Consider the following 16399-nt stretch of genomic DNA (forward strand, 5'->3'; position numbering starts at 1 on the left):
AAACCTTCGTGCGCAGTCAGCATCGAAGTGCTGAACGACGCCGCTGCGTGCGGCCGCGAAGGGAGACTCATCATGAATCGCATTGTTGAATTGCTCGCGTTCGCCGACCGGCTGGCGAATCGCATTGGCAACGCCTTGAGGTGGTTGCCGCTGACCGTCGCGCGCCTCACGGTCGGCGTCGTGTTCGCCCAATCGGGGTGGGGCAAGCTCCATGACCTCGCCAAGGTCACCGACTACTTCACCGAACTCGGGCTGCCGGCCCCGGCGTTCCAAGCGATGTTGGCGTCGACGACCGAATTGGTGTGCGGCTCGCTGCTGCTGCTCGGCTTGGCGACTCGGTTCGCGGCGGTGCCGTTGATGATCACGATGACCGTCGCGCTGCGCACCGCGTTGTGGTCGCAGATCGATTCGCTCGGCAGCCTCTTCGGTCTCGCCGAGTTCCTTTACATCGCGCTGCTGCTCTTCCTCGCCACCAACGGCGCCGGCCCGCTGTCGCTCGACTGGCTGATCGGGTGCGTGTTCTCCGCGCCGGCGACGACTCCGTCGGCTGCGCGCCGCACGTCGACGGCGCTGGCGTAGCGCGTCCTTGTTGACCTCTCGTCATGCGTCGCCGATTCCTGATCGCCGTCGTCGCCTGGTGGTCGCTGGCGCTGAATGCGTCGCGGCCACCGTCGACGTTCGCGGCCCCATTGGTCACGGCGGTGGATGCGGTCGGCATGACTGTGCGCGACGCCGATCGCTCGCTCGACTTCTATTCGCGCGTGCTGGGATTCGCGGTGGTGTCCGATGTAGAGGTCGCCGGCGAAGCGTACGAGCATCTCGAAGGCGTGTTTGGCTTGCGGATGCGCGTCGTTACGCTTCACTTGGGCGACGAACGGCTCGAACTGACCGAGTATCTCGCGCCGCGTGGCCGGCCCGTTCCGGTCGACTCGCGCAGCAACGACCGTTGGTTCCAACACATCGCGATCATCGTCAGCGATATGGATCGTGCGTACCGCTGGCTGCGCGACAACAAGGTCGAGCACGCGTCGAGCGGACCGCAACGCCTGCCCGACTGGAATCCAAACGCCGGCGGCATCGAGGCTTTCTATTTCAAAGATCCCGATGGGCACTCACTCGAAATCTTGCACTTCCCACCCAACAAGGGCGCCGCCAAATGGCACGCGGCGGCGGCCGACAAACTGTTCCTCGGGATCGATCACACGGCGATCGTCGTCGGGGATACGGAGGCGAGCCTGCGATTCTATCGCGATGCGCTCGGACTGCAGGTCGCGGGCACGAGCGAGAATTTCGGCACGGAGCAAGAGCACCTGAACAATGTCTTCGGAGCGCGGCTGCTGATCACCAGTCTGCGCGCGGCAACCGGTCCCGGCATCGAGTTCCTCGAGTACCTGGCCCCGCGCGACGGCCGGCCGATACCGGACGGTCTGCGGGGCAACGATCTCGCGCATTGGCAAACCCGGCTAATCACCGCCGAACCGAAGAAGGCAGCTGAGGTGTTGCGCGGGCTCAAGGTCGGCTTCGTGTCACCGAGTCTGACAACTCTCCCCGGGACCGCCTTGGGATTTCGCTCGGGATTGATGGTGCGCGATCCCGACGGCCACGCGATGCTGCTGGTTGGGCCCTGAACGGCTCCCGGCGTCGGTGACACCGCCGGCCATTCGCAGCATCGAAGTACCGTGCAACAGTTACTCACCATGCCGATCGACGGTCCCGAACTTTTGCGAGCAATGCTCGTGTCGCTCGCGGCTCTCGCTGGCGCCGCGTTCGTCCACTGGGCGTTGCGCCGTGTCGGTCGCCGTCTTCCTCTCCTCATCGCCCGACGGTTGGGCTGGCAGCTGTCGCCGGGAATGCAGCTCCCGTGGCAGGGCATTCTCGAATTGACACTCCTCATCCCGAAGATCGGTGTCTGGATCGGTTCAATAGTGTTTGTCAGCGATCAGTTCGGCCCGCTGCAGCAAGCCCGTACGATGTTCACCCACGTGGTCGAGATGAGCATCACCATGCCACTCTTTGCGCTCAGCGGGCGCAGTTATTCTGCGATCGACGTGCTCGAACTGCCGGCGGTGCTCGCGGCGCTCTGGGTCGGCGTGAGCGTGGTGACGCGTGGACTCAAGCTGCACGTGCTCAGTGCCGCCGGCATGGAGCGCGGCGCGCAAGAAGCGGTCGCACTGTTGACGCGCTACACGCTGATTTTTCTCGGCGCCATTGTGGTTCTGCAAACGTGGGGCATCGACGCCAGCTCGCTGACGTTCGTGGCCAGCGTGCTGGGTGTCGGCATCGGCTTCGGCTTGCAGCACATCGCCAACAACTTCGTCAGCGGCCTGGTCGTCAGCCTCGAACGCCCGATTCAGCCCGGCGATTTCGTCAAGGTCGGCGAGTGGACCGGCACGGTCGAAAAGATCGGGCCGCGCAACACCGAGATTCGCACCACCGACAACGTCAGCATTCTGGTTCCGAACTCGCGCTTTCTCGAAACCGAAGTGGTGAACTGGAGCCACGGCGATCCGTTGTCGCGGATTCAGGTTCCCGTCGGCGTCGCCTACGGTTCCAACATCGCTCGCGTCCGCGCCGCCTTGCTCGAAGCCGCCCACAGCCATCCGGATGTTGTGCGCGATCCCCGGGCGAGCGTGGAGTTCCAAGCCTTTGGCGAGAGTGCCCTGCAGTTCGAGCTGAAGGTGTGGACGCGCGATCCGCGTATTCAAGACCGTCTCCGCAGCGACTTGAACTATCGCATCGAAGCCAACTTGCGCCGCGATAACATCCCGGTGCCGTTCCCGCAGCGCGACTTGCACCTGCGCTCGCCGCAACTCGACCAGATTCTCACCGCCTGGAGCCGGCAACAGTTCAGCGAAGCCGAGTTGGCCGCCTCCAATCATCGGAAAGCTCCGGTGGAGGTTCCGCAGGGGCCGCTCAACGGGAACGCGGTCGCGGACGACCTTGGGCCCCGCGCATGGAGTGACGAAGAGCTGCGCGCCGTCGTCGATCGTATGCGCGGCGCTGACGGCATCTCGATCAGCGACCGGCGCCATCTGTTGACGGTCTATCGCAGCTGCTTCGTCGGTCGCGAGGCCGTGGACTGGATGACGCGCGCGCTCGGCTTGACCCGGATCGAGGCGGTCGCGTTGGGGCAACTCCTGATGGAACGCGGCGAGATGCATCATGTGCTCGACGAGCACGGATTCAAGGACAGCAACTTCTTCTACCGCTTCCGCGCCGACGGCGCTGATGCGATCGCGGCGGAGGCGAGGATTCGGGCGTGACGCGTTCTTCACACGAGGTGGGCCCCTCGATACGCAGGCTCTCGATACGAAGCCTCCGGCTTCTACTCGGGCCTGCTACTCGGGGAAACGGTTTCTCTTCGGCGGTTCACTCCCCGTTTGCCCGAGTAGATCGCGAAGCGATCGTATCGAGGGCCTGCTAGTGCAAACCCTGCGTGACGCGCTGAAGCAGCATTGGCCCGAGTATCTGATGGAGGCCGGTGAACTCGCGACCTTCATGATCGCGGCGTGTGTTGTCGTCGCGCTGCTCTATCATCCCAGCTCGTCGGTTGGCGCGCTGGTGTCGAGCGACGTCGTACGCCGCCTGTTGACGGGCATCGCCATGGGCCTGACCGCGATCGCGATCGTCTACTCGCCGTGGGGCAAGCGGTCCGGCGCGCACTTCAATCCCGCGGTGACGTTGACGTTCCTTCGGCTCGGCAAAGTCGCGCCGTGGGACGCCGCGTTTTACGTGTTCGCTCAGTTCGTCGGCGGCTGGGTTGGCGTTGCGCTCTGTGTGGTACTGCTCGGCGATCTGATTCGCCATCCGAGCGTGAACTACGTGGCCACCGTGCCGGGAGCGGCGGGGATACAGATCGCCTTTCTCTCTGAGTTCGTGATGTCCTTCGGCCTGATGACCGTGGTGCTCACCGTGTCCAACACGCCACGACTGGCGCGCTTCACCGGAGTGTTGGTTGGTGCGGTCGTGGCGGCATACATCGCCATCGAGGCGCCGCTATCCGGCATGAGCTTGAATCCGGCGCGCAGCCTCGGACCCGCGCTTGTCGGCCACGTGTGGTCGGCGCTGTGGGTGTACTTCATCGCGCCGCCGCTCGGCATGCTGCTAGCGGCCGAAGTGTACGCGCGGGTGAACGGCGTCGGCTGCGCCAAGCTGCATCACGACAATCCGTTGCGTTGCATTTTCTGCGAGCATCACGCCCAGCCGCGGGCCATTGTGAGTCGCGCGCCGCGGCCGCTGGTCGGTTGATTTGACAACGATCCACGAGGTGATTTGCTAAGGAGGTGCCGTCGCTTCGAACCTTCGCAAGGCTCCTCGTGCCGCGGCCTGTGCGCCGTCTCGCGCGCGAACAGCATCGGCGCTACGTGTTTCGCCGCGCCATGCGGCGACTCTTCAAGCAATCGCAGAATGCCGAGTTTCCGCTACCCGTACTCTCCGATCTGGTCTACGGCTGGGCGAACTCGTGGTCGGTGAAGCCGGAGTACATCGCGGCCTTCCTCCGCGGTGCGCGCGAGGCCGAGGGACCGATACTCGAATGTGGGTCGGGTTTGTCGACCGTACTACTCGGATCGGTCGCGCAACGCACGGGCAACCGAGTGTGGTCGCTCGAACACGACCGCGCGTGGGCGACGCGCACGCGCGATGCGTTGCGCCGCTTCGGCATCACCAGCGTCGAGCTCTGCGTTTCAGATCTCCGCGACTACGGCTCGTACACCTGGTACGACCCGCCCGCGGCTCGTCTGCCCACCGATTTTGCATTGGTGGTCTGCGATGGTCCGCCAGGACAGACCCCCGGAGGTCGCTACGGGTTGTTGCCGATTCTTGGCGCGCATCTCAAGCCCGGCTGCACCATCTTGCTGGACGATGCCGCGAGGCCGATGGAGCGCGAAGCACTCGCCCGCTGGGCCCACGAACTGGGCGTCGAATCTACAATCCATGGGGTCGACAAGCCGTTCGCGGCGCTCGTGGTCCCGTACGTATCGAACAAGGGAGACTAGCCTTGATCCGACATGAAACTCACCGCCGAGAGCGCGGAGATCGCAGAGAGAGAGTCGGCACGAGGGTATTCGGCGAAATTCGTCGATCTCATTGGCAATAGACTTTCTCCCGCTTTTTGGCTCGGCGCTCTTGGCGCGCTCTGCGGTGAATCCGCTTATGTCACATCAATGCTAGTGTTGCGCCACGCGTAACGCGCCGAGCGGCGCGGCATCCAAACCGATGATCAACGCGCAGGAGGGTTCCATGGCGGGCGATACTCATTACGACGTGATCATCATCGGCAGCGGGGCCGGCGGCGGTACGCTGGCCTACAAGCTGGCGCCGTCGGGTAAACGCATCCTGCTGCTCGAACGCGGATCGTACGTCCCGCGTGAAAAGGAAAACTGGGATTCGCACGCCGTCAACGTCGAGGCCCGTTACCACATCAAGGAGCCGTGGTTCGATAAGGACGACAAGGAGTTTCACGCCGGCGCCCACTACTTCGTCGGCGGCAATACCAAGTTCTATGGCGCCGCGCTGATTCGCTTGCGCGAGAAGGACTTCGGCGAGGTTCGGCATCACGGCGGCGTGTCGCCGGCGTGGCCAATTCGCTATCAAGACCTCGAAGCGTATTACACGACCACCGAGCATCTCTACCAAGTACACGGGCAGCGCGGCACCGATCCGGTCGAGCCGCCGGCGAGCGCGCCGTATGAGCATCCACCGCTCAGCCACGAGCCACGCATCAAACAACTCGTCGAAGACATGACGCGACTCGGCCACCGGCCATTTCCGATGCCGGTCGGCATCATGCTCGACGAAAAGAATCCGCAGAAGAGCAAGTGCATCCGTTGCAACACCTGCGACGGCTATCCGTGCTTGGTCAACGCCAAGGCCGACGCGCAGGTGATCTGCGTCGATCCGGCACTAGCGTACCCGAACGTGACGCTGTTGACCGATGCCTACGTCGCGCGCCTTGAAACCAGCGCGTCGGGACGTGAGATCACCGCGGTGCACGTCGAGCGCGGTGGGGAGAAGGCGCGCTACACGGCCAACGTCATCGTGTCGTCGTGCGGCGCGATCAACTCGGCGGCGTTGCTGTTGCGCTCGGCCAACGACCAACACCCGCACGGCCTGGCCAACGGCTCCGATCAGGTCGGCCGCAACTACATGTGCCACGTCAACTCGATGTACTTGGCGGTGTCGCGGGATCGCAACCCGACGCGCTTCAACAAAACCTTCGGCCTGAACGACTTCTACTACGGCGACAAAGAGTTCCCACATCCAATGGGCCACATCTCAATGCTAGGGAACGCCGACGCCAACATCCTGCGCCTCGGCGCGCCGCGCATTGCGCCCAACATGACGCTGGAGATCATGGCGGAGCACACGCTGCCGTTCTGGATGACGACGGAAGATCTGCCCGACTCCCACAACCGCGTGACCTTGACCGAGAACGGCCGCATACGGCTGTCGTACGCCCCGAACAACGAAGAGGCGCACAAGCAGTTGCAGGCGCGCATGAAGGGCATCCTCAAAGAGATCGGCTGTCACGATCACTGGGTGCCGCTCAACGCATACATCCCCGGCCGCATCCCACTCGCCGGCGTGGCGCATCAGAACGGCACGTGCCGCTTCGGCCGCGATCCCAAGACCTCGGTGCTCGACGCGAACTGCAAGGCGCACGAACTCGACAATCTCTACGTCGTCGACGGCGGCTTCTTCCCATCGAGCGGCGCGGTGAATCCCGCGCTAACCATCATGGCCAACGCGCTGCGAGTCGGCGATCACTTGCTCGAGCGATTGAAATAGCAACCGCGGCTCCCGTTTCAAACTTGGGTCCCTTTCTCGCGAGCACGCCCTTCGAGACGCCGCCAAAAGGAAGGCGGCTCCTCAGGGCGAGCGGTTGTACTATTGCCTTCAAACTTTCCGTTCGCCCTGAGGAGGCCCCATCTTTTCGGGGCCGTCTCGAAGGACCTGCTCGCTGTCTAACTACACTCTCCACGGAGGAAGGTCAGGATGAAGGCCCTTCCACGCGGAGATGAAATGGTCACGGGTAGCAACCGGCCTGTCCTTGCGTGAGCGCATGATCGGTGAAAGTTTAGATTCGAGGAAAAGACCGATGCGCAAACTAGACTACGCGATGTACGACGCGGACAATCATTACTACGAGCCCGACGACTGCTTCACCCGCCACATCGAGGAGCGCTACAAGAAGCGAACCGTGTGGGTCGACCGGGCGAACAACGGCCGCATGTACGTGGGCAGCGAACGCTGCCATTTCTTCAGCGTTGGAGTTGGCGACAGCGTGGGGCCGCCGGGGATTATGAAGGAATTCCTGCGTGGGGTGGACGACGCAGGGGGCAGCCCCAGCCTGAGCCCGATCAATGCGCTGCAGGTTCGGGAGTTCGTCGATCGCGCCGCTCGTCTCGCCAAGATGGACGAACAGCACGTCGAGGCGTGCTTGATGCTCCCGACCGCCGGAGTCGGCGTCGAGCCGCAATTGCGCACGCCGCAACACCGCGAGGTGTTGTACCCTACCCTGCGCGCGTTCAACCGCTGGCTCGAAGAAGACTGGGGCTACGGCGCCGACGGTCGCATCTTCGGTGCGCCGATCAATTCGATGGTCGATCTGGACGAAGCGATCCGAGAACTCGACCGGTTGCTCGCCAAAAGCGCGCGCTTCATGATCGTGACGGCGGGCCCCATCGAGGGGCGGTCGCCGGGTGATCCGTGCTTCGATCCATTTTGGGCGCGCTGCGAGGAGTCGGGCATCAACGTCGTCTACCACATTGGCCGCACCCCATTCAGCGAGATCTACAACACGCCGTGGGGGCTCAGGCCGCATCCGCCGTCGCATCGCCACTCGCTAATGGAGTACGTGCTGTCGTTCACCGATCGGCCGGTGGCCGACACGATGACCGCGCTGATCGCCGACAACGTCTTCGGACGGTTTCCGCGGCTCAAGGTGCTGAGTGTCGAGTACGGCTCTTCGTGGGTGGCCCCCTTGCTCACCAAGCTCGATCACATCGCGCGCCTCTACAGCAAAGACATGTGGCGCTTCGGCGCGCCGCCGATGAAACCGAGCGACATGTTTCGCCAGAATGTCTGGGTCGCGCCGTTCTTCGAGGACGACATCGCGCAGTTGGCCGAGGCCATCGGTGTCGAACATGTGCTGCACGGTTCGGACTATCCGCATCCCGAGGGCCTACTGTGGCCCGCCGAGTTCGCGGAAGAGCTGACGGAGTTGTCCGACGATGCGGTGCGGAAAATCATGCGCGAGAATCTGCGCGCGCTCGTCGCGTGATAAGAAGTGCCTCACCGCGGAGAGCGCTGAGAGCGCAGAGAAGACGGACGATGAAGGGATAAGGCGCAAAACAAAGTCCACCCCCAATGAGGTTGGCGAAGCGGCCCATGTGCTCCGCTGATTCTGTCTCTGCGATCTCTGCGCGCTCTGCGGTGAACGTTCTGTCGAATCCACACTAGTGAGAGGAGCAGCGATGGGGCAATTGCGGAACAAGGTCATCGTCATCACCGGCGCCGCGTCCGGCATCGGCCAGGCGTGCGTTACCCGTTGCGTCGTTGATGGTGCGCGCGTGATCGGCACCGATATCGCGGCGGCGCCGCCAGGCAACAGCGCGGAGTTCGCTCACGTCGATGTGTGCGATGAAGCCGCGGTCGACGCGCTGATGCAGCGAGTGGCCGCCACGTATGGGCGCATCGACGGCGTCGTCAACGCCGCGGGCATTGCCGGTGGCGGACCGGCGCATCTGCTCGACGCGGCGGCGTGGGATCGCGTGATCGAAGTCAACTTGAAGGGGACGTTCCTCGTCTGCAAGCACGCCATCGCGCGCATGCTCGCGCAAGCGGCGGTCGACGATGAACGCGGTTCGGTGGTGACCATCGCCAGCGTCGAGGGATTGGAAGGCACCGCCGGTGGCAGCGCCTACAACGCATCCAAGGGCGGCGTCGTGCTGCTCACAAAGAACCTCGCGATCGATTATGGCCGCCAGGGCATTCGCGCCAATGCGATTTGTCCCGGATTTATCGAGACGCCGATGCTCGATGGCGTGTTGACCATGCCAGGCATGGAGCCGGTGCTGGCGTCGATCCGCCACGAACACAAGTTGCGGCGCCTCGGCCGTCCGGCGGAGATCGCCGCGGTCGCCAGCTTCCTGCTGTCGTCCGACGCCTCATTTGTTTCCGGCCAAGCCATCGCGGTCGACGGTGGCTACACCGCCGGCCGCGATCACGGCGTAACGGAGTTGATGGGGCTGTAGGGCGCTAACGCAACGCGCAATGAGACAGGAAAATGCTTCACCGCGGAGTGCGCCGAGGGCGCAGAGCCGAGAGAGAGTGAGAAGTTCAGCTGTGATTGTCTTTGCGGTCTCGGCGATCTCGGCGGTGAGTTCGCTTGGTTACGTCATGGATCACGTCGGCTTTGCGGGCATCAGCTCGCGTCGCCGGCGAGGAACGTTCTGATATCCGGCAGCGCCTGCGCGTCCTGCACGAAGAACGCGTGGCCGCCTTCGTAGACGCGGAGCTCGGCGCCGACGACGTGCGCGGCGATCCACTCGCCGTTGGCGAGCGGGGCGATGCCGTCGAAACGGCCGCAGGCCACCAACGTCGGACACGTGATCCGCGGCAAGCACGCACACACATCGTGATAGCGGCGCGCTTCAATCTGCTCGCGCTCACCGCGAAGCTGCTCGGTCGTCTTCGGCTCGGTTCTGCGCGCGGCCATCATCTCGACCAGCGCGCGATCGCTCGGATGTGCCGCCAGCCACTCGGGCGTGAAGCGCGTGTCGAGGATGCGCAACCCGATGGCGGCCTGCTCGTCGGCCGGCAACTTCGCCAGCGTGTGCAGTGGATACGACGCGCCGCCGGCCCCGCCCGGCGAGGTACACACCAGCGCGAGACGTTCGACCCGCTCGGGCCAGGTCACCGCGAACTCTTGCGCCACCATGCCGCCGAAGCTGACACCGATCACGCGGCACGTCGCCCAGCCGAGATGGTCGAGCAACGCCGCGGCGTCCGCCGCGTAGTCGGCCATCGAGTACGGTCCGGGTGGAATCGCCGTACGGCCGAGGCCGCGTTGGTCGTGGGCCACGACATCGAAGCGATCGGCGAACGACCAAATCAGCGGCGCGCTCGATCCGAGCGTCGCCCCCGACCCGTTGAAGAACAACAGCCGCGGCCCGCTGCCGCGGCGCTCGTAGTAGATCTCGATTCCGCTGGCTACGACGGTTGTCATGACGTCATCTGCCACGCGCACGTTTCTTGCGCGTCGGCTGGATGCGTTGGTCAGCGGTTCCACGCAACCCGAACAAGTCACGCACCTCCGCCAGCGAGCGGCTGCGACCGGCCGCGAAGTCGCGCCGCGAGCGCTCGATGATCTTGAGAAATTGTGGACTACGGCTCAATGACAGCACCTCACGGTCGACGTTCTTCAAGGACACAACGGCCGCGATCGGCCGATTCCGCCCCCTCACAAGCACGATGTCGTCATCCAACTCGCTAGCGTACTCGGCCAGCGATCGGGACGCCTCGGACAGCTTCATGGTCTTCATAGTTCGAGACACCCGACCGGTTCCACAGACTCCAGTCGAGATCCAACAGGGATTTTCCGTTCGCAAGATATTCACGGCTCCAAACCTGGATCGAGTCGTACGCGGCCTCGTCCAGCGAACTCCACCTGACAATCCACTTGCCAGCCAAGTCGCACCCTTTGCGACTGAGTTCGGCAAGCACCGATTTGTCGAGAGGTAGGTGCGCGTACTTGTACCCCGACGCCGCGACTGCGAAGTCCTCGGCTACGCCGAGTGCGCTTGCTGTGTAGATGTACTTCAGCGACATGTTCACCCACTTCTGAGACTGCCCCGGGCGCATTGTCTGGCTTTTGCCCCAGGAGCCCATCCGATCTTCGACCCCGCGCCTAGTCTCTAGGTGCCAGTCATCGAAGACAGACTCGGCGGTTGGAGGCGAGGCTCCGAGATGGATGATGCGATCTTCAATCCAGGCCGCCGAACTGTGCAGCCGGTCCGCTTTGTCTTCGCAACCACGGAAGCCGTGAAGGGTGCGGTTGAAGTCAAGGTAGGCGCGCCACAGGTAGCGACTCCAGCGGAGCCCCTTGCCGAGGCGATCCCCAGAGCCCATGTACGCCTGGACGAGGAACTCAGCGAAGTTGGCGCGGGTAAGCGCGCTTCCCTCGTATACCGTCACACCATCCTGCGGCACGGCGCCCTCCACTCCCTGTTGTCTCTAACCACGATTCGACTCCCTAAGAGATTCTGCAACCCCCCGCGAGTTTCGCGGCATAACGTGCCAGCGGCATGACGCTGTTGTTCGTCACAACCTGTTTGGAAGTCAAATGAGTAGAGCACGGAAGTTCCTACTCGGTCTCGGGACGCCATGGGGTAAATTTCGCGGGCTGACGCTTGAGGGTTTTCCCGTCGTCCGGCCGAATGAGACCTGCGGTGGCGAAGACGAGACGCCAGCCGGATGGCGAAAAAATCCCGTTGAACTGAACCGCGTACCACCGACGTTGGCTCCGTGGGCGCGACCGGCTGTGCGTTAGGCACTCAGTCCCTGGAATGCTGCAACCGGCACCCGCCGTTCAACCGCGACTGATTTGCGTAGGGTCTTGATGCGCTCAATCTCGTGTAAGGTCTGCGCCGTGAAGTACGACTCGCCACAGTGTGGACACGACCACATGGGGATGCTTTCAATTACCAGTAGCGCTGATCCGCGACCAAAGCTACGAGTGACTTCTCGGTGCTGCACACCCGCTCGACCACACGCCGCACAGCGCGGCTTAGGCGCGGTAGACCGTGAGGACAAAGAGCGTTCCGTCCGGGGCGAGCTTGACGACCGCTTCTGCGGAGCCATCGCTGAGCGTGCGGCCTCGGACGATATATTTGACTTCACGCGTTTGCCGGTCGCGCTGGCGCTCGACGATCGCGCCCGTGAGGACGATGTTTTCGAGATCGAGGACGGTGAGATAGTCATCATCAAGTTCCTCCGCCGCGTGGATAGACACGGCATAATTCAGACAACGGATCAAATCACGAAGCCGGTTGATGGTAACGCGGGCCACATCGGCATTCTATCGGAGTCTTGGTGGTGTGCCTAACCTCCCGTCGGCGGATGCAGCGGACCCAGGAAGAGCCGAAGCAATGAGCTGATCCGTTCGGGTTGGATGACATCCCTCGCCTGATCACGGGTACTCTCCCCGACCCTTTGGATACTGTGCCTCCCACTCGCGGCCGTTGAATTGGCGAATACTGATTTCGTCAGCCGTGCCGCGGTCGAGGCAGCGCGCGTTCACACTGAAACCGTCCGGATGCGAGCGCGGCACGTAAAAGGACTTGATCCCACAGATCGAACAGAACAAGTGCTTGGCGGTGAGCGTGTTGAAGGCGTAGGTCGTTAGCACCTCAGCACCGGAGAGCAGCTTGAACTGGTCCGCGGGAACGATGAGATGCAGGTAACCGACCTTGGCGCACATGGAGCAGTTGCACTCCGATACCTCCAGCTTCGCCGCAGCGATCACCTCGAACCGGACGCGACCGCAGTGACAACCTCCAACGTGCGTAACCATGCATGCTCCTATCTTTCTTCGAACACCGCGCCGTTGAGCCGCAGCGGGAGAATCCGATGTCACCACCGGTAATCCGCTTCATTCCGCCGTCGGATCGGACGGTGTGCTCGACGCATCACTCGCGTTTCGATATCGCGTAGAAAAGCACCAGCCCCAAATCGCCTCTCCGACGAGAAGCAAGGCGACAAGAGCCGGCGACCAGACCCAGCACCGAGAAAGGTTTGGGTCCGACGGATGGTAGTATGCGTTGATGTCTCGGGTGAGATGGTTTCCCAACGCGAATACCGTGAGACCAACCACGACAACGATCAACGCCACTCGATACCAAGCGGGGATCTGCCTTCTCATACCGAAGTCTCAGTTCGAATCGGGCGTATCAACGAAACCAGCAACCGCGCCAGACTTCGCGTGTTCGCCCGGCGCACCCATGCGCGCCTCATACACCCGAAGGCGTCACGGACTCAACGAACTGCGCGACGCCACTCAAGTGAGATCGAGGCGTGTTGATCTGCGGCGGCCCTCTCGCGGATGAAGAATCGCCGGCCTTCCCCGTAACTAACCTTGATGTGACAGAACATGGGTGGTGGGGTCACTGTTTGCTCGCACCAGTTGCGCGGTCGGGCAGGGTTCCAACGTGCCATTCTTAACGTCATCGAGAATGAGGTTTTGGGAGGGCGAGGCTCCCGCCGAGCCGCCGTACCATCACCGCGCCAGCGGCTCGCCGGGAGGCTCGCCCTCCCAGATTCGCCCACCGATCCATTGTTACATCAGGGCTAAACGTGAGATCGGTCGTTCGGCGAGAGTCGTCTCGTAGATGGCGAGCGAGATCGACCACCTTCAGTGCCTACAACGGTAGCACCAAGTGCGAGGGGAGATTGTCGAGCATGGTGCCGTCCGATGTGGCGAGTCGCCAACCTCTGTACATAGCGTGCGCGGCGATGAAGCGATCGAAGGGATCGCGGGTCCAGGTTAGATCGAGCGCGTGTCGAATGATTCCGGACAACGGCGGATCGTCAACCGTCCACCGTGGATCTTCGGCTGCCGCCTCGGCTGGGCGAGCGGTCTTGAAGACGCCGCGGCCGACCTCGTGCAGAAATTGCATCTCGAGCAGGGCCACCGGCGTGAACCGCAGCCTGCCGGTGTGCGGACCAAGCGGACGAGCGCGGCGGTGGCCGGCGAGCAGAAACAATACCGCGTTGGTGTCGAGCAAAATCATCGTGGGCGTTTGGGGCTCCGCGGAGTCTTCAGTCGCAACCGATTGCCAGGTGCGGTCCATTCCCAGGTCCAGCCGATCTCCAGCAGTCGCGGGTCCGTGACCTGGAAGAAGGCCTTTGCGCGCGCTGAGGGGCGATTGGGCGCGTCAGCCACGAGGCGAAACCGCCGACCGCGACGCGCGATGATCACCGGCTCTCCACGCTCGGCGCGATCGAGCGCCCCGGCCAAACTCTCCCGCAACGTCGATACGGTGTACTGCTTCATATGTGTACAGATGTACAGCGGCCCGAAACCGGATGCAAACTGAGAGGGTGGTCGGCGCCGTTCGCGTTCAGGCCACAGGAAATTCAAACCCCTTCGGGATTACTACGATGCCGTTGTCGGTGACTGTGAAGCGGGCGCGATCGCGTTCGAGGTCGTAGCCGATGCGCTCGCCGGCGGGGATGCGGACGCCTTTGTCGATGATGGCGCGGCGGACTTTGGCGTGGCGGCCGATCTCGACATCGTCGAAGATGACGGCGTCTTCGACGTGCGCCCAACTGTGCACGAACACCCGCGGGCCGAGGATCGAGTGCTCGACGCGCGCGCCGCTGATGATGCAGCCGTTGCCGGCCAGTGAGTCGAGCAGTTGCCCTTCACGTTCGACGCCGCGGAATACCGTCTTCGCCGGCGGCGCTTGCACTTGGTAGGTGCGGATCGGCCACTCGGAGTCGTAGAGGTTGAACGTCGGGCTGACCGAAACCAAATCCATGTTCGCGTCGAAGTAACTGTCGAGCGTGCCAATGTCGCGCCAGTACTTCACCCCACCGCTGTTGCGATCGCGAAAAGGATAGGCGAAGACGCGGCGGCCGCTCTGCATCATGTGCGGGATGATGTCTTTGCCGAAGTCGTGGTGACTGTCGCGCACGGCATCGCCGCGTAGTTCGCGCACCAGCACGTCGGTGTTGAAGACGTAAATCCCCATCGAGGCGAGCGCACAGTCGGGATTGTCCGGCATCGGCTCTGGATCGTCCGGCTTCTCGTGGAACGAGCGAATGCGCCACGCATCGTCGGCGGCCATGACGCCCAAGCGGCGGGCTTCCGCGCGTGGCACCTCGGTGCACGCCACGGTCAGCTCGGCGTGGCTGCGCAAGTGCGCCGCGATCATCTCGCTGTAGTCCATCTTGTAGATGTGATCGCCGCCGAGCACGAGCACCAGCGCCGGCCGCTCCATCTCGATGGTGTAGATGTTCTGGAACAACGCGTCGGCCGTGCCTTGATACCAGCGATCGCTCGATCGCTGCTGCGGGGGAATCACGTCGACGCCTTCGTCGAGCTCGCGCTGCAAAATGTTCCACGCCTGCTTGATGTGACGGTCGAGCGAATACGACTTGTACTGCGTCAGCACGTGCATGCGCCGAATGCCGGAGTTGATGCAGTTGGAGAGCGTGAAGTCGATGATGCGGTAGTTGCCGCCGAACGGGACCGCTGGCTTGGCGCGATCGCGGGTGAGCGGGGCGAGGCGTTCGCCCTGACCGCCGGCCAACACCATCGCTACCGTCTGTCGCAAGACGCTACCGACCTGAACGTTGTCGGTGCGAACCGTTGCATTGCGCAGCGCACGCCACTCGGTTGAGCGAATCGACTCGTGCGAGTCGTGCAGACGCCACGGCGACGGCGAATCGGTCCAGCGACTTTCGACTGCGACAGCCATTGTATGGCTCCGGCCCCCTTACGCCGTGTGTGCGGCGTTGAGCGGCATGGACTCCGCGGCTTGGAACTCGCGCTCCAACAACGTCCGCAGCGCTTGGCGAGCGCGGTGGAGGCGCACTTTGACGGCGTTGGGCGTGACGCCGAGCAGAGCGGCAACTTCCTCGGTGTCCAGCTCTTCGATGTCGCGCATCATCAGCACGGTGCGATAGGTCTCCGGCAGCCGTTCGATGCAGGCGCGGACCTGCGCGCGGGTCTCGCGCTGCTCCAGCAGGTCGGCGCTCGGCGCGCCCCATTGGCGCGGATCATCGACGTGGTACCCCTGGTCGTCGAAGCGAGGCAGCAACTCATCGATTGATTGCTCGGGCTTGCGGCGACGGCGGCGCAGCTTCATCAGCGCGGCGTTGACGACGATGCGATGCAGCCAGGTGGAGAGTTGCGAACCGCCGCTGAAGCTCTTGAGGCCGCTGAACGCCGACAGAAGCGCGTCTTGGACGGCATCGCGGGCGTCGTCTTCGCTCTTCATCAAACGGCGGGCGGTGGCGAGCATGCGGCCACCGTACTCGCGCACGAGCTGCTCGAAGGCTGGCTCATCGCCACTGCGCAGTCGTGCGAGCAGATTGCTCTCAGCGGTGGGCGCGTCGGCCTGCGCAGCCACGGTGTGATCGTTGCGCAATAGCTCTTGGAGAAATCCGGAACAGCCGAGGAGGACCGCTCCATCGTGTTCGAGACGCCGCAAGCCCGCATGGGCTGCGCGGTCAACGAAGGTGACGCCAGCGAGGTCCAGAAACACCGGCTGCGATGATGCGAACATCTGTACTGATCCGCTCAGTTCGTCCATATCTCCCTCCGTGATGCGTCCCTCGACACGCAGCAGTGCTGCGCTACCGTTCTCACTTGCTCGCGTAATTCGAATCA

The 16399-nt window shown here is 63.4% G+C and carries 18 protein-coding genes; 8 read left to right on the plus strand and 10 right to left on the minus strand.

All coding sequences use genetic code 11. From position 1 onward, the window contains the following. Window positions 1-72 precede the first annotated feature (72 nt). The 8 genes from HYR72_10640 (at window position 73) to HYR72_10675 (ending at window position 9257) form a co-directional block, all read left to right on the plus strand. Window positions 73-579: a DoxX family protein gene (locus HYR72_10640; protein ID MBI1815426.1), complete on the plus strand. Its 507-nt coding sequence runs from the start codon at window positions 73-75 to the stop codon at window positions 577-579. Between the two features lie 23 nt (window positions 580-602). Next, window positions 603-1628, plus strand: coding sequence for a VOC family protein (locus tag HYR72_10645; protein MBI1815427.1), 1026 nt, complete (start codon window positions 603-605; stop codon window positions 1626-1628). Window positions 1629-1679: 51 nt separating this feature from the next. Then, the gene (locus HYR72_10650) at window positions 1680-3263 is read left to right on the plus strand and encodes a mechanosensitive ion channel (protein ID MBI1815428.1); all 1584 of its coding nucleotides are present in this window, start codon (window positions 1680-1682) and stop codon (window positions 3261-3263) included. A gap of 208 nt (window positions 3264-3471) precedes the next feature. Next, complete coding sequence (locus HYR72_10655; GenBank protein ID MBI1815429.1) at window positions 3472-4248, plus strand: aquaporin; 777 nt, start codon at window positions 3472-3474, stop codon at window positions 4246-4248. A 131-nt stretch (window positions 4249-4379) separates the two neighbouring features. Next, a complete protein-coding gene (locus HYR72_10660) occupies window positions 4380-4997 on the plus strand; it encodes a class I SAM-dependent methyltransferase (protein ID MBI1815430.1) in 618 nt (205 codons plus the stop codon). 244 nt (window positions 4998-5241) lie between these two features. After that, a complete protein-coding gene (locus HYR72_10665; protein ID MBI1815431.1) occupies window positions 5242-6789 on the plus strand; it encodes a GMC family oxidoreductase in 1548 nt (515 codons plus the stop codon). 310 nt (window positions 6790-7099) lie between these two features. Beyond that, entirely contained in the window at window positions 7100-8284 is a 1185-nt protein-coding gene (locus tag HYR72_10670) for an amidohydrolase (protein ID MBI1815432.1), read from the plus strand. Between the two features lie 193 nt (window positions 8285-8477). Next, window positions 8478-9257, plus strand: a complete 780-nt coding sequence (locus HYR72_10675) for an SDR family oxidoreductase (protein ID MBI1815433.1) — start codon at window positions 8478-8480, stop codon at window positions 9255-9257. A 170-nt stretch (window positions 9258-9427) separates the two neighbouring features. On the opposite strand, the gene HYR72_10680 is transcribed toward HYR72_10675, so the two are convergent. The 10 genes from HYR72_10680 to HYR72_10725 form a co-directional block, all read right to left on the minus strand. Beyond that, complete coding sequence (locus HYR72_10680) at window positions 9428-10231, minus strand: alpha/beta fold hydrolase (protein ID MBI1815434.1); 804 nt, start codon at window positions 10229-10231, stop codon at window positions 9428-9430. A gap of 4 nt (window positions 10232-10235) precedes the next feature. After that, on the minus strand, window positions 10236-10400 hold the full coding sequence (locus HYR72_10685) for a hypothetical protein (protein ID MBI1815435.1): 165 nt from the start codon (window positions 10398-10400) through the stop codon (window positions 10236-10238). A gap of 94 nt (window positions 10401-10494) precedes the next feature. Then, window positions 10495-11214 carry a hypothetical protein gene (locus tag HYR72_10690; GenBank protein MBI1815436.1) on the minus strand — a complete coding sequence of 240 codons (720 nt, stop codon included), beginning with the start codon at window positions 11212-11214 and terminating at the stop codon, window positions 10495-10497. Window positions 11215-11550: 336 nt separating this feature from the next. Beyond that, window positions 11551-11865 carry a type II toxin-antitoxin system MqsA family antitoxin gene (locus HYR72_10695; protein ID MBI1815437.1) on the minus strand — a complete coding sequence of 105 codons (315 nt, stop codon included), beginning with the start codon at window positions 11863-11865 and terminating at the stop codon, window positions 11551-11553. Continuing rightward, window positions 11792-12073 carry a DUF4258 domain-containing protein gene (locus HYR72_10700; protein MBI1815438.1) on the minus strand — a complete coding sequence of 94 codons (282 nt, stop codon included), beginning with the start codon at window positions 12071-12073 and terminating at the stop codon, window positions 11792-11794. The genes HYR72_10695 and HYR72_10700 overlap by 74 nt, the downstream gene beginning before the upstream one ends. Before the next feature lie 120 nt (window positions 12074-12193). Further along, entirely contained in the window at window positions 12194-12577 is a 384-nt protein-coding gene (locus HYR72_10705; protein ID MBI1815439.1) for a GFA family protein, read from the minus strand. 844 nt (window positions 12578-13421) lie between these two features. After that, entirely contained in the window at window positions 13422-13853 is a 432-nt protein-coding gene (locus HYR72_10710) for a hypothetical protein (protein MBI1815440.1), read from the minus strand. After that, window positions 13790-14056, minus strand: coding sequence for a type II toxin-antitoxin system prevent-host-death family antitoxin (locus HYR72_10715; GenBank protein ID MBI1815441.1), 267 nt, complete (start codon window positions 14054-14056; stop codon window positions 13790-13792). Before HYR72_10715 ends, HYR72_10710 begins: the two co-directional genes overlap by 64 nt. Before the next feature lie 67 nt (window positions 14057-14123). Continuing rightward, window positions 14124-15485 (minus strand): glucose-1-phosphate adenylyltransferase, encoded by a 1362-nt coding sequence (gene glgC / locus HYR72_10720; GenBank protein ID MBI1815442.1) that lies wholly within the window; start codon window positions 15483-15485, stop codon window positions 14124-14126. An 18-nt stretch (window positions 15486-15503) separates the two neighbouring features. Beyond that, complete coding sequence (locus HYR72_10725) at window positions 15504-16295, minus strand: sigma-70 family RNA polymerase sigma factor (GenBank protein ID MBI1815443.1); 792 nt, start codon at window positions 16293-16295, stop codon at window positions 15504-15506. Window positions 16296-16399 lie beyond the last annotated feature (104 nt).

Source organism: Deltaproteobacteria bacterium, from assembly GCA_016178705.1.
In the GTDB taxonomy this organism is placed as follows: domain Bacteria; phylum Desulfobacterota; class Binatia; order HRBIN30; family JACQVA1; genus JACOST01.